Raw genomic sequence first — 26,288 nt, 5'->3', positions numbered from 1 at the left:
CCCTTCGGGCTTGCCCTTGATGGCGTTATAAATAAATGCTAAAATGCTGTGAACAAGACGGTGAACTCTATCTGTTTTTGAGTTTCTTCGCCGTCGGTTGCAATTTTAGAGCATTTATTTATCATGCAGTCAAGGGTGGCGGTTCTAACAATCAAACCTTATTTTAGGAAAAATTCACAACCACCTAAGCTCTTATGGACATATTTTTTAGAGTTATTTTTTTCATAGCTCACTTTACACTATCTTAGAGCTGGCTTTACTTCACATAAATTTTATTTTACAACACATAATTAATAATACTTCAAGTTTAAAATATTCAAATTAAATTCGTTACTACCAAACTATATTTTTTATTACAATAATCTATTAAATAATTCGCAAAAAATTTTAATTCATTTTCTCTTTTAAATTCTGTTTCATATAAAGATCTATCACAAGAGTTTTTTCTAATTCTTATAGCCTCTTCAATAATTAATTTATACTCATCAGGAATACTCATTATTGTATACTTAGCAGATTCAATTTTAGTAGCTATGCTTTTATTATCAAGGGTGTATAATATTCTGCATAATGTCAAAACAGCAAATTCAATCCATTCATCTGATAAAAATGTATTCTTTTCACACAATTTCTTTTTCCAATAACTATTTAAATTATAATTCATTGTTTCTACAATATTACTCCACTGAACATTTATATTTAGGCTGCTAACATCAGGACTATTTATAGATATTCCATTATATTTTAATGTCCACCAAGTAACATAATTTATATCATAATAACCATAACTATTGAGCTTTTCATCACAGAAATATAAATAAGGTTCTATTTTGGAATTAGGTTTTCCTACCTTATCTTTAGTAAGATACATACCTTCCATTCTTTTAGCATATTTAAATTTACTATTTAATTCATTATGTATAAGGGCTACTATTGATATATCTTTGTCTTCAAAATCTTTGTTTAGTATTGTAATAAAGTCAATATCACTTTTATCCTTATCAAAACCACCTAAAGCGACAGAATTATAAAGGTACACACCAAATATGTTACTTCCAAAATATTTTTTTAAATTTGCTTCATATTCATATAACATAGGTCTTAAGATATTAGGAATTTTTTCATTCATATTGACACTCCTTATTTACATCTAATTCTTCTTTGCTATAATCGTAAACTCTCCAGGTACATCTTCATTTGCCCAAGATGGATGTTCATCAAATCTATTAAGAGTAAATCCATTTTCTATAACTGCATTAATGATTTCACTAATGGTATATTTCCTATAACTACATAATGGCATTTGTCTGCGAATTTCATCAGGAAAAAATCTTGCATGAGCCATTTCACCTTCAAATACATTTGTTGAAAAATAACTCATTGTTGGCTGTTCTAACCCTAGTATATCTGATATCTTTTGAAATGGATGAAAGTCACTACAAATCATTTTTCCATTTGTTTTTAAAAGCTGCTGCATTATTTTCATAAATTGGTTGATATCATGGAAATAATACAGGATTCCTCCTTCCATAAAAACCACGTCAAAATATTTTTCATATTTTGTCATATCAATTTTCAATACATCACCAACTATAAAATCAATATCCACATTAGCTTCATCTGCAACTTCAAGTGCATACTTTTTATTATCTTCTGAAATATCAAAGTATGTATGTTATATAATTTACTTTTCCAAAGTCATTAATAAAATTAATGACTTTATGTCCTCATTTTGATTTGCCCATTGTTTTATGTTATTTAAAAAAGATGAAATATCCATTTTAACCTCCATTTGATTTTAAAGCTGCAATTTAATAAGCAATATAAGAACATCGTGAACTATGGGCATACTCATTTAACAAGACTATTCTTTCGATATAATATGAATAATATTTTCATTTATTTTAGTTAAATTAGTTTTTAAAAAGTTAGGCACAATATTTATATGCTCCAATTCATCAATAGGTATCCACTGTAAAGTTTCCTTTTCACCTTGGTCGGTATATGTACCATCTAAAATATTTATTCCATCAATGTATTTCATTAAATAAAAGAACACAATTTCGTGATGATGTTCTCCTGCTATTTCAAAAAATCTTTCTTGGATAAAGCAAAGTCTATCAATTTTAAATTCAATTCCTGTTTCCTCATGGGACTCGTGGATAACGGCTTCCTCCGAGGTTTCATTTATTCTAACTTTTCCCCCAACTGTATAATAACATGGATAATCTTCATGTTTTGCCATAAGCAATCTGTTGTCTTTGATAATAATTGCCGCAACCCTATAAATAAAGCAACTTTGATTGGTTTTAAATACTATATCTTTATCTTCCACATACATACTCCTGTTCATTATATAAACACTCTTTTCTTCGTCATAAATTATAATGGTTCATATATGGTGATTTTACGATTAGCGAATTATATTAAGAATATTCCACAGTAAAATAATTTCTAATTATGCTTATTTGATTATGTCATCCTTGTATTTCCCGGAATCAATTTTTTGATATATCATTCTTACAAAACTTTCTTTTTTATCTGTATATGTAATCCTATCATCCGGGTATTGCTTTACTAAAGATATTTTCAAATCACTATACTCTTTAGCATACTCTTCATGCTCATTTAGGAAATCTCTGAATCGTGTCACAAAATAAAAGTCAACATTGTTTAATTTATAACAATGAATGTGCCTTAATGAAATCTCTCCTTCACCTCTTAAAACAAAAAGATACCTATTCTTTTTGTTGTTTTGTGCACCACAATAATCGTAACCTGCCCTTTTCATTCCTTCTATGTTCATATCTTCAAATGATTTTAATACTATGGCAATATCAAGTATTGGCTTGGCGTAGATACCATTAATTGAGGTGCTGCCTATATGCTGTATGTCATTTACATTATCCCCGAAAATTTCTTTCAATTGTTTTTTTGCTTCTTCAAATTCCTCTTTCCATTCTTCACAATGAGGCAATAGTCTAACCTTATGACGCTCAACTCCTTGCATTCTTACTCCTCCTAATATCGTAGAATAAGAACATTCCATCTTAACAATTAAATTTTCTTGCTAAGTCTTTTATTAAGTTCCCAAAGTGCTACTTTATTTCCATCCCATTTTAAACATGAAATAGCATCATTATAGCTCATCCACCTGTATTCTGTATGTTCATGTGAAAGTATTAATTGTTTATCTATTATCTCAACTCCATAACAATTTTCTGGTATCACATAGATATTTTCATCCCAATAAATACTATCTGCAAATTCTTCAGCAGGAATTGAATTAACTGTGTCTAACTTCACATACGGTAAATCTTTAGAAATTCCTCCTTCTTCCCATGCTTCTCTTTTAGCTGACTCCATTATCGTTTCGCCATCTTCTCCACCGCCAGAAATAGCTTGCCACCAACCTTCATCACTTCTGCGAAATATAGCATATTCTATACCCTTATCATTTATATAATAAGGAAATACTAAAACTTGATATGGTGCTCTCATACTTACCCCTACTTTCTTATATTAACCTATAGTTCTTCCATAATATTTTACCTTTTTAAAGTTGCAATCTAAATATAAATTATTTAATTTGCAATTTTGTACTTAGTATCAGTTACTTTAAATATTTTTTTCATCAATAATAATGTCATTATAATTTACTAGACCTCTAGTTTTTTTAATCTCATTTTTTGTTGGAACTTTTTCATGATTTGTCCCTATACCCCATAGATCAGTAATTGGTTCTATCGTTGGATCAAAAGCACCATTAGAAAATTTTTCTTTGGAGAGTTATTTTCATAGCCTTAAGCTATTGAATTTTATTATTTTCTTCTATATTGATCCCAGCTAATTTCATTAAATACATGGCATTTCTTGTAGTTGAAATTCCAACTTTCAATTTATAATCAAAATGAATCATACTATCTCTATAATATTCAGAAAAGTGATAATTTTTAACCTTTGAGTTTTTATGGTTTGCCATTTCACCTAACTCTAAATCGTGTGTAGATATAAATCCCAAGTTCCCAGCTCTACTTAATTGTCTTACTAAAATCATAGCTCCAGTATGCCTGTCTTTTGAATTAGTTCCTTTAAAAATTTCATCTAATAAAAATAATACTTTTTTCCCTTCCTTTGAGGCTTTAACAATATTTTTGATTTTTAATATTTCTGCATAAAAAGAAGATATATTTTGTCCTAGATTATCATTTATTCTCATACAACTATATATATCCATAATAGTACAGCAAAATCCATTTGCACATACAGGAGCCCCAGCATATGCTAATACAATGTTAATTCCTACAGTTCTCATAAATGTACTCTTTCCAGACATGTTTGAACCTGTTATAAGCATAACTGGATATGGTTCTTCTATTTTTAAGTCATTATATACTCGATTTTCTCCTAAAAGAGGATGTCCCATATTTGTCGCTATAATTCTTGACGATCCAGTTACAATTTTAGGCATACTCCAATATGGATTATCATGCTTAATAACTGCAACACTACCTAATGCCTCTAATTCTGCTATTATATTAATCCACTTTTTAAAATCATTTCCTGATTTTATCTTCCATCTTTCAATAGAAATAGTCCAGTGATATTCTATCATGAGAATCGGGTTTAAAATAGAATATATCATATTGCGTCTATTAGCTATAGATTCACAAATTTTAGAAAAAGTATCTATTTGTTTAGATGCACTTAATTCATCTTTACTATTAAGTCCTTTGCATAAATTCATAATATACCTTGACTTAAATTTATACTTTTCTATAAGTCTAAGCATATTTCTATATACTTTTATGCTATCATTATATTTCTCAGCAATAATTAAATTTTTCATTCTGTCTTCTCTTTTTATTCTTAAGAAAATGAATTGAATCAATATAAAAAGAACAGGAATATAATTAGGAATTAAGTAAAATAATTCTGGTACACTCTTATGAATATCAAATAAAACAGCTAGAGCATAATAAAATATTTTAACTGCTAACGTTACACTCGTTGCCGCAGTTACTATTGAAAAAATTCTTAAAGTCCAAATAAATTGCTTTTTTAATACATACTTATTTCTTTTTTTAAACCATAAAAAAAGTTCTTCTGGATTTTGTTTATGGTTAGAAATTATTTTTGCTTCTGCCTCAAATCGCTGTCTAAAACATATTTTGTGTGCAAGTTCTATAATTGCAGACTGTCTATCATATATATTTTGTTCACTTTTAGGCTTTTCTGTTAATAGTTTCTTCAACTTTTGTCTTCCAATATAAGTATGAGCTGTATTTATCCATTGAAATAAAGAACCCTTACCGAAAATATCAAGATCGTATGAGTAATTATGATTCTTATTTATAAAATCTTCACCAATATCCTCAAAATCTTTCCACTTCCCCTTCAATCGTTTTATTGCAGTTTCATTTACTTCGTATAATGCAACCATATATTTTTTTTATTTTCTATACCTCTATGTAAATAAGCTAGGTAAAATAATAAAATAAGCATAACTAAAACTATAGAATTAAATAAAAAAGGCTTTTTTAATATATACATTCTCACTAAAACTATAATTCCTAGTACAAAAACAACAAATCTTAGCCTACTTATAGTATCTATACATTTTTGTTGCTTTTTAAGTAATAGGTTATATTTACTTTTTCTTTTTTCATATTTTTTTAGTGCTGGTATCATCTTATTTCCCTCTATTTCACAGGAATTTTTAATTTCATAAATAAATGTTTTAACTTTAAATATAAGCATATATCGTGGCAATAGGTCCATCCATATAACCATAGGCAAAGTAGAAATGAAAAAAGTAGTATTGTCTTTTTAGTTGATGAATAATGCAAGAATATTATGTCTTAATCTATTATATATTAATTGTTTCCTTAACACATCTTAAAAACGAAAGATATATGAATAGCACAAGAAATATTGCGTAATCTGCAAATATAATTTTATTCATTTGTATCCTTGCCCCCAATATACCTGCAAATACCATACCTATTGGCATTAAAGCAGAAGATAATGCATTTTCAAATGCAAATACTTTTGACCTCATATCTGAGGGTACAAAATTTTGCATACTTGTTTGCAATAAGGAACCCATTACTGCCAGGCATAGGCCATCAATAAAAAACAATACGGCAATAAAATAAAAATTTAAAGTCATGGAGTAAATAATCATAGTACAGGAAATTATAATTCCACTTATAATAAATACATAAAACTTATTTTCTTTTTTCATTTCAAACACAGACAGAATAGTATAACCCACAAATATTCCAAAAGTATTAATTGCCATTGCTATTCCATATAATCCAACTCCCAGTTGATTATTTATTTTGAACCAAGGTAATGTGAGAGTCATTGACATTGAAGCAAACAAGTTCAAAAAAGAAATGGTAATATAAATATACTTGATACCTTTTAATTTATTTACAAGATGTATACCTATTTTCATATCTTCGATAAAATTTATATTTTTTAGAGATGATTTAATTTGTGGTATTTGAGCAAAGCACTCTGAAGTTGCTGAAAATAAAAAACTAAGTCCATTAAAGATAAATAAAATGGGGGCACCAACAATTTGGACTAAGAAACCGCCAAAAGCATATCCTACCATATCATTTACTGAACTGATTGAAGAAAGTATAGAATTAGCCTTTAGTAATTTAGATTTTGGAATTATATCAGGTATACAAGAATTTATAGTTGGATAAAAAAAGCAACTGCATACACCTGTAATAATACCTGATATAAAAACCATCCATACTTGTAAAGAACCTATTATGGCTGTTATTCCAATAAAGAGAATAGTTATACCACTAATAACATCAGTAGTAATCAACACTTTTTTTCTATCATGCCTATCAATAAAAGCTCCAGCAAATGGAGAAATAAATACTTTAGGCAAAGTGATAGCTGCTAAAAGTGTACCCATTAATGATACAGAACCTGTTTTCGTAAGGACCCAAAACTCAAGTGCAATATTAAAAACATTATCTCCCAAAATAGATACTGCTTGTCCTTGAAATAATAAAGTAAAATTTCGATTCCATATTTTATCACTGAATTTTTTATTAATTTTAGAATTATCAACTAAATTTAGTTCGTTCACTGTATCTTTAACTGCTTTGTCCATAATTCTCCTTTAATATTTGAAACTTTAAAATATATTATAGGTGCGTCTTAATTTACAGTTGCGGCATTTTATAAAAACATTATTACTAAACACAAAATTTCTATTACAAAAAAGATACTTGCTCTTTTCCAACTCTAATAAAATAATTCACACCTCATATTGACTAAAAATAACAGATACTCACCTTACAGTGTTTGAATATATTCATATAAAGTATACCAAAATAGATTAAAGAAGAAAAGAAATACAAATAGTGGAACAAATTGTTTTCTGTCATAAACTATGCACAAAAATACAAATACAATAGTTATAAAAAGCACTGTATTATAAAGAACAGGTATAATTTTTTCAAACATTTTAATTCTCTTTTTACTCATAAAATTATCCTTCTAAATTTATTTTTTATATAGCATATCTATATGTGGAATATTATCCTCTAGATATTCTTCTGAAACTGCTTTAAAGCCAAGACTACTATAAAAATTAAGTAAATATGCTTGTGCTTGAATTTTTATAGTATCTTCTTTTAAAGTATTTTCTATAAATTCAATAGCTTTCAACAGCATTTCTCTTGCAATTCCTTTACCACGATAATTTCTTTTTACGACTACTCTTCCTATTGATATTTCATCGTAAGAAACTCCCTTTTCCAAAATTCTTAAGTATGCAATTACTTCTCCATTTTCTTCAGAAAATAAATGATATGAATTTAAATCTTTATCATCACAGTCAAGGTATGCACACTCCTGTTCTACAATAAATACTTTATTTCTTAATGCTAAAATTTTGTATATTTCTTCGACCTTAAATTGACTAAATTTTTTAATGTCCCAATTCATTAAATTACCTCCATATACATAGAATATTAGATTTTAATATAATGCTTACCCTCCTAATAGACACAAAAGCACTGAATATTATTCCTCCTTAAAAAGGCCCTAATGGAATATATTCAGTGCTTCTTAACATCCTTACCCGGGGATAAGAATAAGCATCATATTATTTAATTGCCTTATATGGTATCATAAAATTAACTTTTAAGCAATAGTGAATTTAAGCTAGCTTATAAATTCTTATTTATCTTTCTGTTATATAAATAATTCATCTTCCTTAAGAATCCCCTCCTTTCTCAATCATGCTCCACCAGCTTTCACAACCATAACTGATTTTATTTAATAAAAAAATCATTGTATTAAGATAAATTTAAGATAATTTTAATCCAATTTTAATCTTCTTGAAATATAGTAATTTTAAAAATAGTAAAATGAAAAGGTGATAACAAAATGATTGATTCTATAAGTAACAGCCAGAATATAATATGGACTTCTTCAAATCCTAATATAGCTATCGTAAGTGATGGAATAATAACTGCAGTAGGTGCTGGTACTGCTATTATTACAGCAACTACTGTTAATGGAAAAACTGCTTCTTGTATTATAACTGTTAGCAATAATATTATATCAATAATTAATCCAATTACTGCTACTGTTAATATAGGTGATATTTATACATTACCAACAACCGTTATAGCGACATTATCTGACGGAACAACTAAAGCTTTAGCTGTAACATGGGACAAGCCAGCAATTACAACAGCAGCAGGGACTTATAAATTTACAGGTACTTTAACAATGGTTAATGGTATAGTAAATACAAATAATATAACTGCAACAACCACATTAATTGTTAAATTTATCAATTAATGCCTCCATAATCATTGCTAGTAGAATCAATTTGAGCTATGTAAACTCCTTCCCTCCACTGGCATTACCCAGTCTCTGCAGTACTATGAGACTATCCGACTACCTGTCATTTGTTTGACATTCTCCGTTTTATTGTTGTTTGCCATACTTATTTTCAAGAAACAACAGTCTCTCCCTAGTTGATAATTAGCCACAGTGTAAAGCATGATTGGCCCTTTGACCCCGCAGTGCCACATAGCTCTTGCCATTATGACCTATGCGATGTTGTTTTCCGCAGTAATTAATACGTCAACCATCTGGATATATAAAATTTCGAGGCTCAATAGCTCTTCAACCCTGCTTTCTCGCTGTCTACGCTTAGTTCCCACCATTACTGATGGCAACTCAAGACTCGCTACTACTGGTTAACTAGACCTTACTCAGGCAGGATTTCCACCTGCTAGGTCAATTACCCTTTGCTGGGCGCACAATTACTTTTTATGCCAACAACACTATCTCCACCTAATACTTCTATACATTATAAGTCTTATATGTGATTCGTTTACCTCAGACCGAGAATTTGCAATGCTTCCTTCAGATTTCTCCTCACAGAGGACATCCTCGCCTTCAGCTAGTAGTTCCCACTATCAAGTCCACAGCTGACTTTCGCCGCCAAGTTGTCGCCCATACTGGACGCACCTAAAAAAGAACAGGTATGTATTTTTAAACATACTCTGTTCCATAACCATAATATTTATTTTTTAACCTAATGACATTGGGATTTCTCCCCCCTAATCACTCGTCTACCACCATCCGTATTACAGGACCCCTCCCCACAATACTTCAGTTGGTCTACAAAATTAGAAAAACCACTAATTGCCCATTTTTGTCTTAGCATAGGTTTTGTCGGATTATCTATATTAAAGCCACATTAACCTAGTAAAATAAATATATCTCACATAGCTAATATATAAGTGTGGTATATCGCCATTTGACATTTAAAAAGGTACTCTGAATTATAAATGTAATCAAGATTAAAATGAGCGTTTAAAAGAGCACAACATTGACAAAATTTATAATTCAGGAATGGGGTTAATAAGGTCAAATAGCTAAGTTTACAAGTACTTAGTTTACTATGTTTACTACGTATTTTTATAGTATAGATAAGTCGGAAATGTTGGCGACACACCTCAAAATAGTTCAAATTATTTTGGTTCTCTATCTCAGCTTAAAATTAATTTATTCTTCACTGCCTATTAATAAATTAATTTCATCATACGTTATAACCTTATTGCTTCTTTCTCCAAATTTTCTAACAACTGGAGTTGGATTTTGATTAAAATTCATACTAAGACTTTGATTAGAGTAGTGCCCAGCTGGGTCAATATAATATTTGAAGTCAATTATTTTTTCTACATCTATGTCCGCATATACAATTCCTTCTGTTTCTGCTTCAATCATTTTACTAATTGGTTCTCCATCAGGTCCATAAATGCAAGTATGTCCACTTTTAAACGTATCAAAATAATCTCTTTGCTCTTTCGTTTCACAAATCATATTTTTCATTTCTTCTGAATAAATTGACGAAGTCATTAATACAAAAGTTTGAGTAGAAATTGCATAATATCTACTTGAGATTTCATCATCAAAATATCCAGGCCAAGATGCTACATGAACTTGTTCATTTTGAGAATTCATAGCAAGAAGATCTAATGGTACCTGATGTTCCCAGCACATACATCCACCTAAATTTCCAATTTCAGTTTCAAATACAGGCATTAAGTTTCCACTTCCATCACCCCAGCAGAGTCTTTCAGCAACAGAAGCCCTCATTTTTCTATGTTTTCCAATTAAATCTCCTTCTTTATTAAACCATAATTGTGCTAGATACAATGATCCTCCATCTTTCTCACTGCAAGAAATACAAATGTAGATTTTATTTCTTTTTGCTGCTTCGCTTATTTTTTGAATTGCCAAACTAGGAATTTCTACTGCATTTTTATACAATTTGTGATACCACTTTCTTGTGTATTCTGGATGTCCAATAAAAGCAAACCAAGGGTATCCTGGTAAGAAAGCTTCTGGAAATGCTACTAATTCTGCTCCATTTGATGCTGCCTCATCAATTAACTTACAAGACTTTTCAACTGTTGCATCTAAATTCAAATATACTGGTGCAGCCTGAACTGCTGCTGCTTTAAATTTCGGATATTGTTTTGACATAATTATATACACCTCATTTTTGATATTTTATATATAATTTTTATTAATCAATAAAAGCTTGCACAAGTTATTTATCAAGTTAATTATAGCACTTATTTTTTTGTTGAATATCAAATTATATTTTACACATATAAACCATTAATTGATACTTCATATAGTATAATGCATTATTGTTATTTAATTACATTTTCACTCCAGTAAACAACAAAATCAATAAATTTTTTTGTTGCATCAGATACGTATCCTCCCTTTTTTAAAATGATACAAGAGGACCATTTACAAGATTGGTCTTGGAAAGGAATTACCACCAAATCATGATGTTTCATATCTTTACTAATAAAATCAGTAGTAACAGAAACACATTTATTTTGATGACAAAGTTTATGACAAAGACTAAAACCACTTGTCTCAAAAATAATTTTGGGTTCAAATCCAAAATTGTTACATTTAGCTCTAATTATAGAATTCAACTTAAATTTTTTGCTTTCAATAACCATATTGACATCTTTTAAATCTTCAAATGATATTTCTTTTTTTTTGCTTAAATTATGTCTTTTATTAACTAAAAGACATAACCTATATGATTTTAAAGGAATCTTATTAAACTTTGTATTATCAATTGGTTCTATAGTAAATCCTAAATCTGCTTTGCCATTTTCTACATTTTCATCAACATAAATATCTGGAAATTCTTCATATTCAAAGTCTATGTACTGATTCTTATTTTTAAAATTTAAAACACAATTTGGAGTAAGTAATCTTAAAATACCGTAGGCTGAAACCAATTTTATTTTTTCTCTATTAATATTCAATATTTTCTCAATATTAATATTCATTTTTTCAAATTCATCTAAAATTTTCTTACAGCTTTCTTTAACTACAATCCCATAGGATGTAAGTTCCATTCCACTAGATTTCCTTAAAAACAATTTAACGCCTAATTTGTTCTCTAATCTTTTTATAGCTTTACTTAATCCTTGAGGAGAAATAAACAGAGATTTTGATGCTTTTGTAATACTTTTATCTTCACATACTTGTAAAAAATCAGATAAATCTTGTATTGCTATATTTTTCATATGTATTCTCCTTTCACAGTTTTCACTGATTAACGTGAGTAAGATAAAAATTATAGTAATTTCAATACATATAGAACTGTAAAGAATAGTATTTTCCGATTAATCCCTTACTGAAACTTTTCTACTTGGTTTAGTTTTTATTTGATCTTTATTTTTTTGACTTACTTATCCAAGTAAAAATTGTGCTATTTGATATTCTATGCTTTCTTCCTGCTAAAGAAACATTTTCTACCTCTTTAGCCTCTTTCAATGTTTGTTCTTTTTGTTCTTGAGTATAATGTTGTCCTCTCATAGTTACCTCAATTACTTACTATATTTAGTATATAGCATATATATTGTAATTGTCCAAATATCTATAGTAGCTTAACAGATTGCTTAAAGCTTTGTATTTAGCTCCATTTGAATCTTCAAAGAAATGGAACCTATCACTCGTAACTGGCGGAAAGTATGCGGAGAACTATCGATAATGTTTGAAGTAAGGTTGCCTAATTAATCCTTTATCCATATGGCCTCCATGTATAGATCCTATAGTTAAAACCACTGCATTTCCTGGTTTCACTTTTCTAGGAACAATTTGTTGCAAGCTCATATATATCTGATTTACTACAGCAATAGGATCCACACAGTCTTGAGGCAGGAACCATGTCCGCCTTTTCTTCAACCATTTTTCTAGCACCAGCTGCAATCTCTTCTGCTGGCTGAAAAACAAATTTTACTGCACCAGCAAACTCTTCCTGTAACTTACTTAAAATCATTGCTGCTCCTAAGGTCCATCCAAGTTGATTAATTGTTTCAAATTAAAAAAAAGTAAAAGAATCCTATTTCAATAAAGATATATTTTTTGCTCTTTTAAAAACCATGTTTTGGTTATTATAATATTTATTGTAAAAATTATGTTTTCTATCTTGACTTTTAAAATTTCTTATATGAACAACATATTTTTGTAACTGGATTAGTTTTTTCTCTTTATTTCTCACTATTAATATGGAGTAAAATCTTAAAGGAGGAACGGTTAACTCGTTTATAATTTAAATTTTTATATAAAAAAATCCCCACCCTGCAGGTGGAGAAAAACATGTTTTTTAATTTTATTTTACTAACTTTTGTTACTATGTATTTATTTCTATATTATAGATGTAAAAAATATAACCTTTGAAAAAGTAGCTAAAAGCATCCTAAAATTTAACCATGAATAATACAGTGCTTCAATCAATTAAACTAATACAATGTATTTTACATAAAATCTTTATAAGAAATATCTATATTATTAGTTGAGCTAATTCTTACATCAAAATTACCACTTGCATTTTTGCCAACAATCCTTATTAAATATTTTCCCTTTGTGGATATTATAAAGCTTATTTCTGACTCCTTATCTTTTGCTTCAATTTTACCAACAATTTTATAATTTGGATCAAGAGCTACAATACATAACTTACCCTTAGTAATTTTCGTATTACTATGTACAGTTATTTCATTGTTCTTATTAGAGTCAATTTGAATCAATGACCATTTACCATTAAACCCGCCAAAATCAAAACTTTCACCATTATTAGTTTTCTTGTTATTCTTATTATATGCAAAACTTGTTTCATTATCTGATTTACTTGTTAGATAATTATTACTAAATTCATTAAAGAAAGTATTTTTGCTTAAAAACATACCTATTCCTATAATTATTGTAATTACTGCTAAGCAAGAAATTATTGATTTGTTTTTCCGTTCCATTATGTTACTCCTCGTATAATAAGTTTATAGCCAAGAAAAACTGGTTATAAACTTATCTTTTTTATAGTATAGAGATAGGAGACATCTTTGAGGGATTCTTCCTCATCCTATTCCCATCTATACAATTAATATTTATATATTCAATAAAGATTATCCTGTGGTATGATATCAGCAGAGTCTGATGTCCGAAGGCACTGCTTTCACTCCTTTCAGCCAACGCTTGTTGTGTCTGCTTTTTTAGCTTTCAGCCTGGTTCATGTAGCATATTCCGCTTACACAGATGTTTCATCCCCTGTCGTAGCTCCAGCAAAAAAGCTGGCAGGGTGCATGCTGATTACGCGAGGTTGCGGTCACTACATGATGCCTGGGATAAACCTTTTGCTTCAGATTTCAAAAATACTTAATCGGAAAGGATGGTGATATCATGTTAAAGATTAACTTTATGTCTACTTTGTTTGTCGGTATTGATGTCAGTTCCAAATCCAATGTTGTTTATGCAATGGATTTTTACAAAAACAAATATATACAAACTTCTTTCTCCAACAATCAGCCTGGTGCAGATGAACTCTCTGCTTTAATCAAAGATTGTATGGTTGCTCATTCTGATTTGAATACCATTGTCATTGCTATGGAATCTACTTCTGTTTATAACATTCACATAGCGAACCATCTTTCTACTTGCGAAATATTGCTTCCATTCAAGCCTTATGTTTTCTGTCTAAATCCAAAGATGACAGCTAACTATAGGAAAGCCTTTACTGCTATGGCTAAAACGGATCCTTTGGATGCCTTTATTATTGCTGATTTTGCAAGAGCTGGTTTAATCGAAATACAGCCTTGGCGTGGAAGCCAGTTTTTGGCTTTAAAACGTCTTACCAGACATCGCTTGCATCTGACAGAATGCATTACTAGAGAGAAGACATACATGGTTTCTAACCTATATCTCAAATTCAGTGAACTACAGCTCCTTAGCGGAGGAAACCAGCCATTTAGCAACATTTATGGTGCCGCTTCATCTGCTATCCTTACAGAATATTTATCTCCTCAAGAGATTATTGATGCTTCTGAAGAGGAGCTGCTTACATTCATTGCTGAAAAAAGCAGGAACAGAATTGCAGATATTTCAAAAACTACTGAGCTTTTGAAGAAAGCTGCGAGGGATTCCTATCGCCTTGACAAATGCCTTTATGAGCCTTTAAACATCTCTTTGGCAAGTTCTTTCAACTGTATTGATACTTTTAAGAAAGAAATTAAGGCTATTGATGATGCCATTGAAAAAACAATCAAAGGCATGAATCCTAATGCACTTACCATTCTCAAATCAATTAATGGTATCGGTCCTGTGTTTGCTGCTGGAATCATTGCTGAAATTGGCGATATAAATATTTTTCATTCATCTGATGCTTTAGCCAAGTATGCAGGGCTTACTTGGTCAAAAAATCAGTCTGGTGACTTCGATGGAGAAGACACTTGTATGCAGAAAGCTGGTAATACTTATTTGCGTTATTATCTTGGCGAAGCCGCCAACAGTGTCAGAAGATACATTCCTGAGTATCGGGACTACTACGCTAAAAAATACAGCGAAGTTCCGAAACATCAGCACAAAAGAGCACTTGCGTTGACATCTCGTAAATTCGTACGACTCGTTTTTGGTTTGCTGGTCAAAAACCAACTGTACACCGGTGAAAAATTAGACACCGAATTTCATATCAAGGCGAACTAACATTCGATTTTTTTGTCAAAAATTCGAACGTCTATTTTGTGTACCCTTTTTTAAGGAAAACATATCGAAATCTTTTAAAAAACTATCTTGACATATTACCAGATTGCTAGAATGCATTCATACTTACATTACATTATTTTTGTCACATAGTTGTCTTGTGAAATAAAATTATACGCGTTTAGGTTTTAATCAAAACACATACAATGTTTAGCTAAAAATCCAAACACGTTTTTAAGTGATATTTACACAAATTATCTTTTGTGATATTTTATGATTTGTAAATAAGATTGGTGAGTAAAAATATTTAACTATTTATTGATTATATATTTCAGAAAAATCCCACCTAAAATGCCAAGGGATGTACTAAATAGAGTACCTACTAGATAATATTGAGCAAAATATTTTTCTTCTAATTCACGGAACCTTGCTATTGACTTTGCTGTGAATATAAATGCTATTGCCTGATATGCTCCATTGATAACTAAAGTAATTATAATAAATCTTTCAAATATTCCTATATAGTCACTGGCGGAAGTCTTTTCTAAAGGGTATATGATTTGAACATTCATTGCCTTATTTTTATATGGTTGAAGATAAAGTTCAGATATAACAACATTTATAAAGAATCTTCCACCAAAACATACATACAGGTATATAATTAAATAATTTAGAATATCTATAGTAGAATTTTTATTGAGGTAGATACAGTTGATAATGTTTTCACTACTTTGTATGCTAGTTTGTCCCCAAATAAAAGCGATAACTGCTACATGTAGGATTTGATCTATAATAAAAATTAAGGAGTTAATCCATCGGTATAGGGGACTTAAAATAATATAAAGGAAAGATGTTTTTTGATGACAAATAGGTCTATCATATATAGATTTTATCTTTAGGGAAAGTAAATTTTTAATTAAGTCAATAGCAAAATGAAAAAGTCCTATTAGAAGTGAATAAGCTAATGTTGTTTCAAATTTATATCCAACAATTAGGAAGGTAAATAATATGCTAAATACGATTATGGCATGGATGATATTACCTTTTAAACACTTCTTTAAATTAGAACTTTTTCTTAATTGTACAATATCATTACTTTGAAATATAAAATCTGCTAAGCAATGGGATAAAATAGCTAATTGTAAAAAGACCACTTATTTTAACCTCCATATATCTGAGTATATAGAAAATCTAAGTGAGTACTATAATGACTAAGTAGTAGGTTAATTATATCACGTAGACCAATATTTGTCATTTTAATTTCTGTTTATTAGTACTAAACCTATAATACAGAATATTATTCCAAATAGCTTATTTAATTCAAAATTCTCTTTAAAAATGAATATCCCAATGGGAATGAGCAGAACTGCAAGAATGCTGTTTGCTACTAGAGGGCATACACTTATGCTCCAACCAGATCTGTAGGCCATGATATATCCAAATTCAAGTCCTACTATACAAAAAGCGAGGACTATGCTAGTCCAATTTAAATCTTTAATTGATCCCAAAAATCCTTTATCTGTTTTAGAAAAGTGAAATAAAATTAAAGTTACTATTGATGCTATTGCATAGGTGGCGAATAGCGCTATAAATGGGTTTGCTCTTTGTGGTGTTGATTTTTGACATATGTTATAAAAGATATTTGCTGCAATTATAAGTACAACTGAAAATACATACATAAACATAATTTTAACCTTGCCTTTACTCATAAATTTTGTTAAAAATACAAAAGCCCGGGAATAGATTACTTTCCGGGCTTATCTTTCCGCTAATACATTAAATTGTGTAGTATATTTATTACATTTAATTAATAAATGATATATGAATTATATCAAAAATTGTCAACAAATTCAATATAAATTAATAACTTCAATAAGTAATATGAAAGTATGGTATATATTATAATAAATCTAAAGTATTGTTTGCAAACATATTTGCAAACGTAAAACACAAAATTTAATAACATTTCGTATCATTTGTTAAAAAATACAAAATATATATTTTTCTCAGACACCTTGATTTTAGACACTTTATGGCGTATAATAAACTGAGAAAATTGTATAAGACAGTTCGTAACCATCCTGTCTATAAATAAAACTAGGGATTAGCTATTTAGATAGTTTATTTTGTAATTAAAAGGTGGAAAATATCTCTGCCTTTTTTTCACGTCCAGGATAGTTCCATTTCTTATATGCATCTTTTCAAATTCAAGGAGGACAAGTTAAATGAATCGTTTACCAAAGTTAAAAAGATATGGGCAGGTTACTAAAAGGCTGCCTAGGGAAGTAGTGCTTCTAAGGGGCAGCGGATGCTTTTGGGGAAACTGCATATTTTGTGATTACCATCTGGATGAGGATTACAATGCCTTTAGAAATCATAAATTGAATCATAAAGTGCTTGAAAAAGTTACGGGGAAATATGGTGTACTTCAGATAATGAATTCTGGAAGTGCCAGTGAACTAGATACTGCCACTGTATTTGAGCTTATTAAATTATGTAGAAATAAAAATATAAGACAGCTGATTATGGAAAGTCATGTTAAATATGAAAATGATATAAAACTATTTAGAGAACAATTTAGACCTACAGAATTAAAATTTATAGTAGGAGCAGAGAGCTTTGATATAAGTTACAGAGAAAATGTGCTAAATAAAGGAATAGGGGATAGAAAAGCATGTGAATTTAAAAATTTTGATTGGGTTAACTTACTCTTTGGTATGGTTGGACAAAATATTACGGAATTACAAAGAGATGTAGAATTGGCACTAAAATATTTTGAAAGAGTTACAATAAATATATTTTGTGAAAATACTACAAAAGTAAAGAGAGACAATGAGCTCATAGAGGAGTTTTATCATAGCCATTTGTTCCAATCTCTTCAGACTAACTATTATGATAGAGTGGAGATATTAGATGATATAGATACTAGATGTGGTGCGAATTTAGATGGAGTTGGAGGCAAAATAAATGAGTAGAACTAATAAATTAGTAAAAATAGCTATAGTAGCTGCAATATACATAGTTTCAACTATTGCACTAGGACAGCTTTCTTATTGGGGGCCAATAGGGCTTAGAGTTAGTGAAATGCTTAATTTCCTGGCTTTTATAGATCCATTTTATATAATTTCACTAACTGTAGGATGTGCTGTTGCAAATTTTTATAGCTTTAGTATAGTGGATGTGTTTGTTGGAAGCTTTGCTACTCTTTTGGCAACTTATGCAATGTGGAAAACGAAAAATATGCTTGTTTCAATTATATGGCCTGTTTTAGGAAGTGCAATTATAGCAGAGGAACTTCATGTACTTTATAAAGTACCTTTTTTCTACACATTTTTTACTCAGGCATTAGGGGAACTTATAGTTATGGTTTTGGGGTATTTTGTATTTAGAAAGATTTTTAAAAATACTGCATTTTTGGATAGAATGAAGATAAAATTTCCTAATAAGAAAATAGATAATATAAAATTTAATTAGTAATATTAGCCCTTTAAAAGGTAGCTTTATTGAGTATAAAGCTACCTTTTTACTATATTTCAGACTAATAATATAGCACATATGTAAAATATAAGGAAAGTATGTTAATAAGATAACTTTATAAAGGCACTTGAAAAAGTTTTAATAAGGTGTTATACTAGATTCAACAATAAAATAAGGAGTGATTGTGATGAAAGAGTACTTTAATAATGTATCTAAAATAAATTATGAAGGACCGGATTCGAAAAATCCTTACTCATTTAAATATTATAATCCTGATGAAGTAATTGGCGGAAAAAAGATGAGAGATCATTTAAGATTTTCAATGTCTTACTGGCATACATTAACTGCTAATGGAACTGATCAGTTTGGATCAGGAACAATGGTTAGACCATGGGATAATGTAAACGATAAAATGGAGCTTGCTAAAGCAAGAATGGAAGCAGCATTTGAATTTATGAACAAGCTAGATATAGATTATTTTTGTTTCCATGATAGAGATATAGCGCCTGAAGGAAAAGACCTTGCAGAAACAAATAAAAATTTAGATGAAATAGTAGCAATGTGTAAGGACTTAATGAAAAAGAACAATAAAAAGTTATTATGGGGTACGGCTAACTTATTTAATAACCCAAGATTTGTACATGGTGCTGGAACTACATGTAATGCAAATGTTTATGCTTATTCAGCAGCACAGCTAAAAAAAGCAATAGAAGTTACAAATGAATTAGGTGGAGAAAACTATGTATTTTGGGGTGGAAGAGAAGGATATGAAACACTTCTAAATACTGACATGGGATTTGAAATGGACAACTTTGCTAGAATATTACAGATGGCAGTAGATTATGCAAAGAAAATAGGATTTAAAGGACAATTTCTTATAGAACCAAAGCCAAAGGAGCCTACAAAACATCAGTATGATTTTGATGTAGCAACTGTTTTAGGATTCTTAAGAAAGTACAAGCTAGAAGATTACTTCAAGATAAATATTGAAGCAAATCATGCTACTTTAGCAGGACATACTTTCCAGCATGAAATATGCTTAGCAAGAAATAATAATGCACTTGGAAGCTTAGATGCAAACCAGGGAGATCCACATCTTGGATGGGATACAGATCAATTTCCTACAAATGTATACGATACAACATTATCAATGTACGAAGTACTTAAAAATGGCGGTATAGCACCAGGAGGATTAAACTTTGATGCAAAGGTAAGAAGAGCATCTTTTGAACCAGAAGATTTATTCTTAGCATATATAGCAGGAATGGATAGTTTCGCTAAAGGACTTAGAGTGGCATATAAATTATTACAAGATGCTCCTATTGAAAACTTTATTAAAGAAAGATATTCAAGCTTTTCTACAGGGATAGGTAAAGACATAGTAGATGGCAAAGTAGGATTTGAGGAATTAGAAAAATATGCTTTGGGAAATAATGATATAAATAATAAATCAGGAAGACAAGAATATTTAGAATCAGTAGTAAATCAATATATACTTGAGAATAAATAGAATTTAAAACATGTAGGGGTGGTTTTAAACTGCCTCTACTGAAATACCAATAATTTCATGAAAGAAGAGATTACTGTGAATTTTTTAGGAATTGATTTAGGGACTTCTTCTGTAAAGCTTATCATAATGAATGAAAAAGGTGAACTTTTAACCAGTGTATCTAAAGACTATGGTATAAGTTATCCTCAGGTCGGATGGGCAGAACAAAATCCTGATGATTGGTGGAATAGTACTAAAGATGGAATTAGAGAACTTATAAATAATCATAATATAAAACCAGAAACTATTAGAGGCATAAGTTTTAGTGGACAAATGCATGGACTTGTAATTCTTGACAGTAAAAGTAAGGTTTTAATGCCGGCCATATTGTGGTGTGATCAAAGGACACAAAAACAGTGTGATTACTTAAATAAAGAATTTGGACAAGATAAACTTTCAAAGTATACTGGTAACATGGCCCTGACTGGTTTTACACTTCCAAAAGTACTTTGGGTTAAAGAAAATAAACCAGATATATATGCTAAAATAGCACATATGATGCTTCCTAAAGACTATATAAGTTTTAAACTTACCGGGAAATTTGCATCTGATGTGTCTGATGCTTCTGGAACAGTAATGTTTGATGTGAAAAATAGAAAATGGTCTAACGAAGTATTAGATTTACTTGAGATAAAAGAAGATGTTTTACCTAAAGTTTATGAATCCTATGAAGTTGTAGGTAATGTCTCAGAAGAAGTATCAAGTGAAACTGGACTTTCAACATCTACAAAAGTAATAGCTGGAGCAGGTGACCAGGCAGCTGGAGCTATAGGTACTGGAACAGTTGATTCTGGAGTATTATCTGTAGCACTTGGAACATCTGGTGTTGTCTTTGCATCAAGTGAAAAGTTTTATGTAGATAAGGAAAATAGGCTTCATTCATTTTGCCATGCCAATGGCAAGTGGCATCAAATGGGTGTAATACTATCTGCAGCATCAAGCCTTAAATGGTGGGTTGATAATGTTAATTCAGATATAGGTGGAGATGTATTTGAAAAATTACTTTCAGAAGCAGAAAGTTCTCCTGTAGGAAGTAATAAGTTATTCTTTTCACCTTATTTAATAGGGGAGAGAACACCTTATAACGATCCTTGTGCAAAGGGAAGTTTTATTGGATTAAATGTGACACATAAAAGAGGAGATATGACAAGATCCATTTTGGAAGGAGTATCTTTTGCTCTTAGAGATTCACTTGAAATACTTAAAAACTTAAATGTTGATATGAAGGAAGTAAGAATAAGCGGCGGAGGTTCTAAGAGTAAGCTTTGGAGGCAGATAATTGCAGATGTTTTCAACTTAAATGTAAGTATTATAAATTCAAAGGAAGGTCCAGCTTATGGTGCAGCAATACTTGCAGCAGTTGGATGTAAACTTTTTAATTCAGTAGATGAGGCATGTAAAGCTTTGATAAAGACAACGGATAAAATACAGCCTATAAGAGAAAATGTTGAAAAGTATGATAAACTATATAAAGTTTATTCATCTTTATATAGTTGTTTAAAAGATAAGTTTAAAGAAATAGATAACTTATCCATATAAGGAGATCTTATTATTATGGGGATTATGAAAGAAGTTTTTGGAAAGGTATCTAAAGACAAAGAAGCATATATATTTACACTGTCTAATGAGAATAGTATGAGTGTTAAAATTTCAAACTATGGTGGAAGAGTGATTTCTCTTACGGTGCCGGATAAGGAAGGCAAGCTTGATGATATTGTACTAGGGTATAAGAATTTAGAGGGATATATAAAAGGAAAGTTTTTCTTTGGAGCAATTATAGGACGTAATGCAAATAGAATAAAAGGTGCGGAAATTAAGATAAATGATAAAGTATATAGTTTGACTAAAAATGAAGGAGAAAATCAGCTTCATGGAGGAAAAGTAGGATTTGATAAAGTTTTATGGACACCGAGGACATATGTAGATGACGATGGAAGTGAATGTCTTGAATTATCATACATGAGTAAAGATGGAGAAGAAGGATATCCAGGTAACCTTAATGTTAAAGTTGTGTATACGATTAAAAGAGACAATGAACTCAGAATTGATTATTTTGCAGTTTCAGATAAGGATACGGTGGTTAATTTTACGAACCATTCATACTTCAATTTGTCAGGGCATCTGTCTAAAAGCATATTGGATCATGAAGTAATGATAAATTCAGATAAATTTACAGCTAATGATAAGGAAAGCGTTCCTACAGGTGAAATAAGGTTTGTAGAGAATACACCTATGGATTTTAGAAAGTTGACTACGATAGGTAAAAATATATCAAGTAAATATGACCAAATGATTTATGGAAATGGATATGATCATAATTGGATATTAAATAAAAAGGGAAAAAGTCTAGAAATGGCAGCAGAGGTTCTTGATCCTCATAGTGGAAGAGTTATGAAAGTGTATACGACTAAACCAGGAGTACAATTTTATACGGGAAATTATTTAAATGAATTTGAAAATTGTAAGGAAGATACTTGCTACACTAAAAATAGTGGATTGTGTCTTGAAACTCAATATTTTCCTGATGCATTAAATCATAATAATTTTCCATCACCTGTATTAAAGGTAGGAGAAAAGTATAGGCATACGACAATATATAAATTTTTGACTATATAAATTAAAAGAGGAGATGGGTTTAATGAATGTAAAAATTAATAGTGCGGTGGTATATGTTTTTGGTGCACTTGGCGGTCTTTTATTTGGTTATGATACTGGAGTTATTTCAGGAGCAATCTTATTTATCCAAAAACAAATGAGTCTTGATTCATGGCAGCAAGGGTGGGTTGTTAGTGCTGTATTAGTAGGAGCCGTTCTTGGAGCTGCAATTATTGGACCAATGTCTGATAGGCATGGACGTAGAAAGTTGATTTTATTATCGGCAGTTATTTTCTTTATTGGAGCACTTGGATCAGCATTTTCAATAGGATTTAGTACACTTATTATATCACGTATTATTCTTGGTATGGCAGTTGGTTCTGCATCAGCACTAATTCCAACATACTTAGCAGAATTATCACCTGCTGAAAAACGTGGATCTATGTCAAGCTTATTTCAATTAATGGTTATGAGTGGAATTTTATTAGCTTATATTACTAACTACAGTTTCTCAGGCTTACATAGTGGTTGGCGTTGGATGCTTGGCTTTGCGGCTATTCCATCTGCAATACTTTTCCTAGGTGCTCTTGTATTACCAGAAAGTCCTCGTTACTTAGTTAAAGATGGAAAGCTTGATAAAGCCAAAGAAGTTTTGGATCAGATGAATGAACATAATCAAAAAGCTGTTGATGCTGAACTTGTTGAGATTAAGAAACAAGCTGAAATTAAAAGTGGTGGACTTAGCGAGTTATTTGGCAAATTTGTTCATCCAGCATTGGTTATTGCTGTTGGCTTAGCTATTTTCCAACAAGTTATGGGGTGTAATACAGTTCTCTACTATGCACCAACTATTTTTACTGCTGTTGGTTTTGGTGTTCAAGCAGCTTTACTTGCTCACATTGGAATTGGAATTTTTAATGTCATTGTTACTGCTGTAGCTGTTGCTATTATGGATAAAATTGATCGTAAAAAGATGTTGATTTATGGTGGCCTTGGAATGGGTGTCTCTTTATTAATTATGAGCTTTTCAATGAAATTGTCTAATGGTTCATTTATTGGCTCAATTATTTGTGTTATTGCATTAACCGTTTACATTGCTTTCTTTTCAGCTACTTGGGGACCTGTAATGTGGGTTATGATTGGTGAAGTATTCCCATTAAACATTCGTGGCTTAGGTAATTCATTTGGCAGTGTAGTTAACTGGGCTTCTAATGCGGTAGTATCATTAACATTTCCAACATTATTAAGCTTCTTTGGGACTGGTAATTTGTTCATAGGTTATGGAGTTATTTGTTTCGTAGCAATTTGGTTTGTTCATTACAAAGTGTTTGAAACACGTAATCGATCACTTGAAGAAATTGAAACTACTCTTAGAGTACGTGCTGGTGAACAAGGAAAGAAAGTTAGTTAAAAAGATTATTTAATATGTTTGTTAACTGCAATTTTAGGTGTTGATGTGAAAAAATCATCAACACCCGTTTTATATAGAGAAAAAATCACAAATTTATGCTTGTTTATAACGTTTACTTAAAAATTACATACAGTAATGATATAATTAAATTATTATAGGGATAATTTAAAATTTGATTGGTGGTACTAAGATGAGTAGATTAAAATCAGTAGATCAAGAAACAATAAGAATATTAAATCAGAAAAAAATATTGAACTTGCTATATAGGAATAATAAACTTACAAAGCAGGAAATATCCCAAAAGCTTAATATAAGCATTCCAACAGTTATAAGTAACAGCAATGAACTTATAGAACAGGGTTTTTTGGAGGAAGCTGGAGTTGCAGAGTCAACTGGTGGCAGGAAGCCTACGATTCTCAAATTCCTGCCGGACAGCAGATATTCTTTTGGAGTGTGGATTACAAAAGATAAGGTAAAAATTATACTTACAAATTTGAATTTTAAAATAATACATGAAATAGACTTTAGTATGCCGGAAAAATTATATGATTTTACTGATGTGATTTGTAAAACGGCAGAGGCTATTGAATATTTGGTGAATAATTTTAATATTTCACCGGATAAAATACTCGGAATAGGATTTTCCTTACCTGGTACGGTAAATGAAAAAGAACTCCTATTAAAAAATGTACCTAATTTGGGATTTAAAAATGTATCTTTTAAAAAATTTGAGAGGTATTTCAAATTTCCTATTTTTATAGAAAATGAAGCAAATGCGTCAGCTTATGCAGAGACATTTATTAATTTTAATGATGCGAAAAATAGCCTTGTTTTTATATCTATTACAGAAGGTATTGGAACAGGTGTAGTTATAGCAAACAACGTATATAAGGGATTTAATAAACGTGCAGGTGAATTTGGGCATATGGCTATCGTAAAAGATGGCAAAAGGTGTAATTGTGGAAGAAAAGGGTGCTGGGAGCTATATGCTTCTAAAAAGGCACTACTTGGTGCATACAGGGAAGCATTTGATGATGTGAATGGAAACTTGGACGATTTTTTAAAGAGAAGTGAAATGGATTTAAAAGCAAAAGCAGTATTGAATACATATATTGATTTTTTAGCTGAAGGCATTAAAAATATAATATTGACATTAGATCCTAAAAATATACTTATAGGTGGTGAGATATTTCCTTACAAGGATTTCATAGAAAAAGAACTAATTAAAAAGATATTTACGGATAACAGCTTTTATGATGAAAGCCAGTGCAATGTGATGTTTTCAAATCTGGGGGAAAATGCAGCTGTATATGGGGCAGCACTTTTGCCTATGGAAAATATATTTTTTCTAAATGACAATGTATTATGATATATTGAAGAGACACATTATTTTTATCTATAGAAAGTAAAAATTTAAATTTCATGTTGACAAAGTATTCTAAAAGTTATATTATATGTATAAATTAATTGAATAACTTCTTATCGAGAGAGACGGAGGGACTGGCCCTATGATGTCCGGCAACCTGAATATTTTATATTTAACGGTGCTAATTCCAGCAGGAGTAACCTGAAAGATGAGAAACACGAGAATGTAACTTCCTGTGCTTTCCTCATAGGAAGTTTTTTAATAGTTAAATTTAATATTTTAGTTGGCTGACTAGAAAAACTAGAGGTCAAGTTTCA

General features: G+C 30.3%; 26 protein-coding genes, 1 pseudogene and 1 riboswitch. Of the genes and pseudogenes, 9 read left to right on the top strand and 18 right to left on the bottom strand.

Annotated features, from left to right (window positions below):
- Positions 1–316: 316 nt before the first annotated feature.
- The 11 genes and pseudogenes from WY13_RS04945 to WY13_RS04900 form a co-directional block, all read right to left on the bottom strand.
- Positions 317–1,129 carry an aminoglycoside adenylyltransferase domain-containing protein gene (locus WY13_RS04945; protein WP_063554597.1) on the bottom strand — a complete coding sequence of 271 codons (813 nt, stop codon included), beginning with the start codon at positions 1,127–1,129 and terminating at the stop codon, positions 317–319.
- A gap of 21 nt (positions 1,130–1,150) precedes the next feature.
- Positions 1,151–1,660, bottom strand: a complete 510-nt coding sequence (locus WY13_RS04940) for a class I SAM-dependent methyltransferase (protein ID WP_278321770.1) — start codon at positions 1,658–1,660, stop codon at positions 1,151–1,153.
- 204 nt (positions 1,661–1,864) lie between these two features.
- Positions 1,865–2,341 carry an NUDIX hydrolase gene (locus WY13_RS04935; protein ID WP_063554603.1) on the bottom strand — a complete coding sequence of 159 codons (477 nt, stop codon included), beginning with the start codon at positions 2,339–2,341 and terminating at the stop codon, positions 1,865–1,867.
- 123 nt (positions 2,342–2,464) lie between these two features.
- Complete coding sequence (locus tag WY13_RS04930; RefSeq protein ID WP_063554596.1) at positions 2,465–3,010, bottom strand: GrpB family protein; 546 nt, start codon at positions 3,008–3,010, stop codon at positions 2,465–2,467.
- A gap of 47 nt (positions 3,011–3,057) precedes the next feature.
- Positions 3,058–3,501 (bottom strand): NUDIX hydrolase, encoded by a 444-nt coding sequence (locus WY13_RS04925; protein ID WP_063554595.1) that lies wholly within the window; start codon positions 3,499–3,501, stop codon positions 3,058–3,060.
- Between the two features lie 117 nt (positions 3,502–3,618).
- A pseudogene (locus tag WY13_RS20375) lies at positions 3,619–3,765 on the bottom strand (FAD:protein FMN transferase); the annotation flags it as partial.
- A gap of 43 nt (positions 3,766–3,808) precedes the next feature.
- On the bottom strand, positions 3,809–5,443 hold the full coding sequence (locus WY13_RS04920) for a MutS-related protein (RefSeq protein WP_063554594.1): 1,635 nt from the start codon (positions 5,441–5,443) through the stop codon (positions 3,809–3,811).
- On the bottom strand, positions 5,422–5,760 hold the full coding sequence (locus WY13_RS21680; RefSeq protein ID WP_242866329.1) for a hypothetical protein: 339 nt from the start codon (positions 5,758–5,760) through the stop codon (positions 5,422–5,424). Before WY13_RS21680 ends, WY13_RS04920 begins: the two co-directional genes overlap by 22 nt.
- A 109-nt stretch (positions 5,761–5,869) precedes the next feature.
- Complete coding sequence (locus WY13_RS20370; protein WP_082848382.1) at positions 5,870–7,144, bottom strand: MFS transporter; 1,275 nt, start codon at positions 7,142–7,144, stop codon at positions 5,870–5,872.
- A gap of 185 nt (positions 7,145–7,329) precedes the next feature.
- Positions 7,330–7,521, bottom strand: a complete 192-nt coding sequence (locus WY13_RS04905) for a hypothetical protein (protein ID WP_063554593.1) — start codon at positions 7,519–7,521, stop codon at positions 7,330–7,332.
- An 18-nt stretch (positions 7,522–7,539) separates the two neighbouring features.
- Positions 7,540–7,983 carry a GNAT family N-acetyltransferase gene (locus WY13_RS04900; protein ID WP_063554592.1) on the bottom strand — a complete coding sequence of 148 codons (444 nt, stop codon included), beginning with the start codon at positions 7,981–7,983 and terminating at the stop codon, positions 7,540–7,542.
- A 444-nt stretch (positions 7,984–8,427) separates the two neighbouring features.
- Between WY13_RS04900 and WY13_RS04895 the strand changes: the two genes are divergently transcribed.
- Entirely contained in the window at positions 8,428–8,847 is a 420-nt protein-coding gene (locus WY13_RS04895) for an Ig-like domain-containing protein (RefSeq protein WP_063554591.1), read from the top strand.
- Between the two features lie 1,218 nt (positions 8,848–10,065).
- Here the strand turns inward: WY13_RS04895 and WY13_RS04890 are convergent.
- The 5 genes from WY13_RS04890 to WY13_RS04875 all read right to left on the bottom strand — a co-directional run bounded on the left by WY13_RS04890 (position 10,066) and on the right by WY13_RS04875 (position 13,853).
- Positions 10,066–11,049 carry a carbon-nitrogen hydrolase family protein gene (locus tag WY13_RS04890; RefSeq protein WP_063554590.1) on the bottom strand — a complete coding sequence of 328 codons (984 nt, stop codon included), beginning with the start codon at positions 11,047–11,049 and terminating at the stop codon, positions 10,066–10,068.
- Positions 11,050–11,222: 173 nt separating this feature from the next.
- Positions 11,223–12,125: a LysR family transcriptional regulator gene (locus tag WY13_RS04885; protein WP_063554589.1), complete on the bottom strand. Its 903-nt coding sequence runs from the start codon at positions 12,123–12,125 to the stop codon at positions 11,223–11,225.
- Between the two features lie 148 nt (positions 12,126–12,273).
- Positions 12,274–12,417: a transposase gene (locus WY13_RS20365; protein ID WP_082848381.1), complete on the bottom strand. Its 144-nt coding sequence runs from the start codon at positions 12,415–12,417 to the stop codon at positions 12,274–12,276.
- Between the two features lie 271 nt (positions 12,418–12,688).
- Complete coding sequence (locus tag WY13_RS21675; protein WP_063554588.1) at positions 12,689–12,880, bottom strand: M20/M25/M40 family metallo-hydrolase; 192 nt, start codon at positions 12,878–12,880, stop codon at positions 12,689–12,691.
- Between the two features lie 478 nt (positions 12,881–13,358).
- A complete protein-coding gene (locus tag WY13_RS04875) occupies positions 13,359–13,853 on the bottom strand; it encodes a hypothetical protein (RefSeq protein ID WP_063554587.1) in 495 nt (164 codons plus the stop codon).
- A 424-nt stretch (positions 13,854–14,277) separates the two neighbouring features.
- Between WY13_RS04875 and WY13_RS04870 the strand changes: the two genes are divergently transcribed.
- Complete coding sequence (locus tag WY13_RS04870) at positions 14,278–15,576, top strand: IS110 family transposase (RefSeq protein ID WP_082848380.1); 1,299 nt, start codon at positions 14,278–14,280, stop codon at positions 15,574–15,576.
- 308 nt (positions 15,577–15,884) lie between these two features.
- Here WY13_RS04870 and WY13_RS04865 read toward each other — a convergent pair whose 3' ends face one another.
- Both WY13_RS04865 and WY13_RS04860 read right to left on the bottom strand, forming a co-directional pair.
- Complete coding sequence (locus WY13_RS04865; RefSeq protein WP_063554586.1) at positions 15,885–16,727, bottom strand: DUF3307 domain-containing protein; 843 nt, start codon at positions 16,725–16,727, stop codon at positions 15,885–15,887.
- A gap of 102 nt (positions 16,728–16,829) precedes the next feature.
- Positions 16,830–17,258 (bottom strand): EamA family transporter, encoded by a 429-nt coding sequence (locus tag WY13_RS04860; protein WP_063554585.1) that lies wholly within the window; start codon positions 17,256–17,258, stop codon positions 16,830–16,832.
- 540 nt (positions 17,259–17,798) lie between these two features.
- On the opposite strand from WY13_RS04860, the gene WY13_RS04855 reads away from it, so the two are divergent.
- The 7 genes from WY13_RS04855 (at position 17,799) to WY13_RS04825 (ending at position 25,974) form a co-directional block, all read left to right on the top strand.
- A complete protein-coding gene (locus WY13_RS04855; protein WP_063554584.1) occupies positions 17,799–18,548 on the top strand; it encodes a hypothetical protein in 750 nt (249 codons plus the stop codon).
- Positions 18,541–19,047 carry a QueT transporter family protein gene (locus WY13_RS04850; RefSeq protein WP_063554583.1) on the top strand — a complete coding sequence of 169 codons (507 nt, stop codon included), beginning with the start codon at positions 18,541–18,543 and terminating at the stop codon, positions 19,045–19,047. The genes WY13_RS04855 and WY13_RS04850 overlap by 8 nt, the downstream gene beginning before the upstream one ends.
- Positions 19,048–19,237: 190 nt before the next feature.
- Positions 19,238–20,560: a xylose isomerase gene (gene xylA, locus WY13_RS04845; protein WP_063554582.1), complete on the top strand. Its 1,323-nt coding sequence runs from the start codon at positions 19,238–19,240 to the stop codon at positions 20,558–20,560.
- Positions 20,561–20,617: 57 nt separating this feature from the next.
- Positions 20,618–22,138 (top strand): xylulokinase, encoded by a 1,521-nt coding sequence (xylB, locus tag WY13_RS04840; RefSeq protein ID WP_082848379.1) that lies wholly within the window; start codon positions 20,618–20,620, stop codon positions 22,136–22,138.
- 15 nt (positions 22,139–22,153) lie between these two features.
- Positions 22,154–23,215 (top strand): aldose epimerase family protein, encoded by a 1,062-nt coding sequence (locus WY13_RS04835; RefSeq protein ID WP_063554580.1) that lies wholly within the window; start codon positions 22,154–22,156, stop codon positions 23,213–23,215.
- A gap of 22 nt (positions 23,216–23,237) precedes the next feature.
- Positions 23,238–24,605: a sugar porter family MFS transporter gene (locus tag WY13_RS04830; RefSeq protein ID WP_063554579.1), complete on the top strand. Its 1,368-nt coding sequence runs from the start codon at positions 23,238–23,240 to the stop codon at positions 24,603–24,605.
- A 190-nt stretch (positions 24,606–24,795) separates the two neighbouring features.
- Positions 24,796–25,974, top strand: coding sequence for an ROK family transcriptional regulator (locus WY13_RS04825; protein ID WP_063554578.1), 1,179 nt, complete (start codon positions 24,796–24,798; stop codon positions 25,972–25,974).
- 107 nt (positions 25,975–26,081) lie between these two features.
- Positions 26,082–26,186: riboswitch (SAM riboswitch) on the top strand.
- Positions 26,187–26,288: the final 102 nt, after the last annotated feature.

Source organism: Clostridium ljungdahlii (genome assembly GCF_001636845.1).
Classification (GTDB): Bacteria; Bacillota; Clostridia; order Clostridiales; family Clostridiaceae; genus Clostridium_B; species Clostridium_B ljungdahlii_A.
The sequence above is the reverse complement of the archived record's forward strand: the minus strand, read 5'-3'. Positions and strand labels throughout refer to the sequence as shown.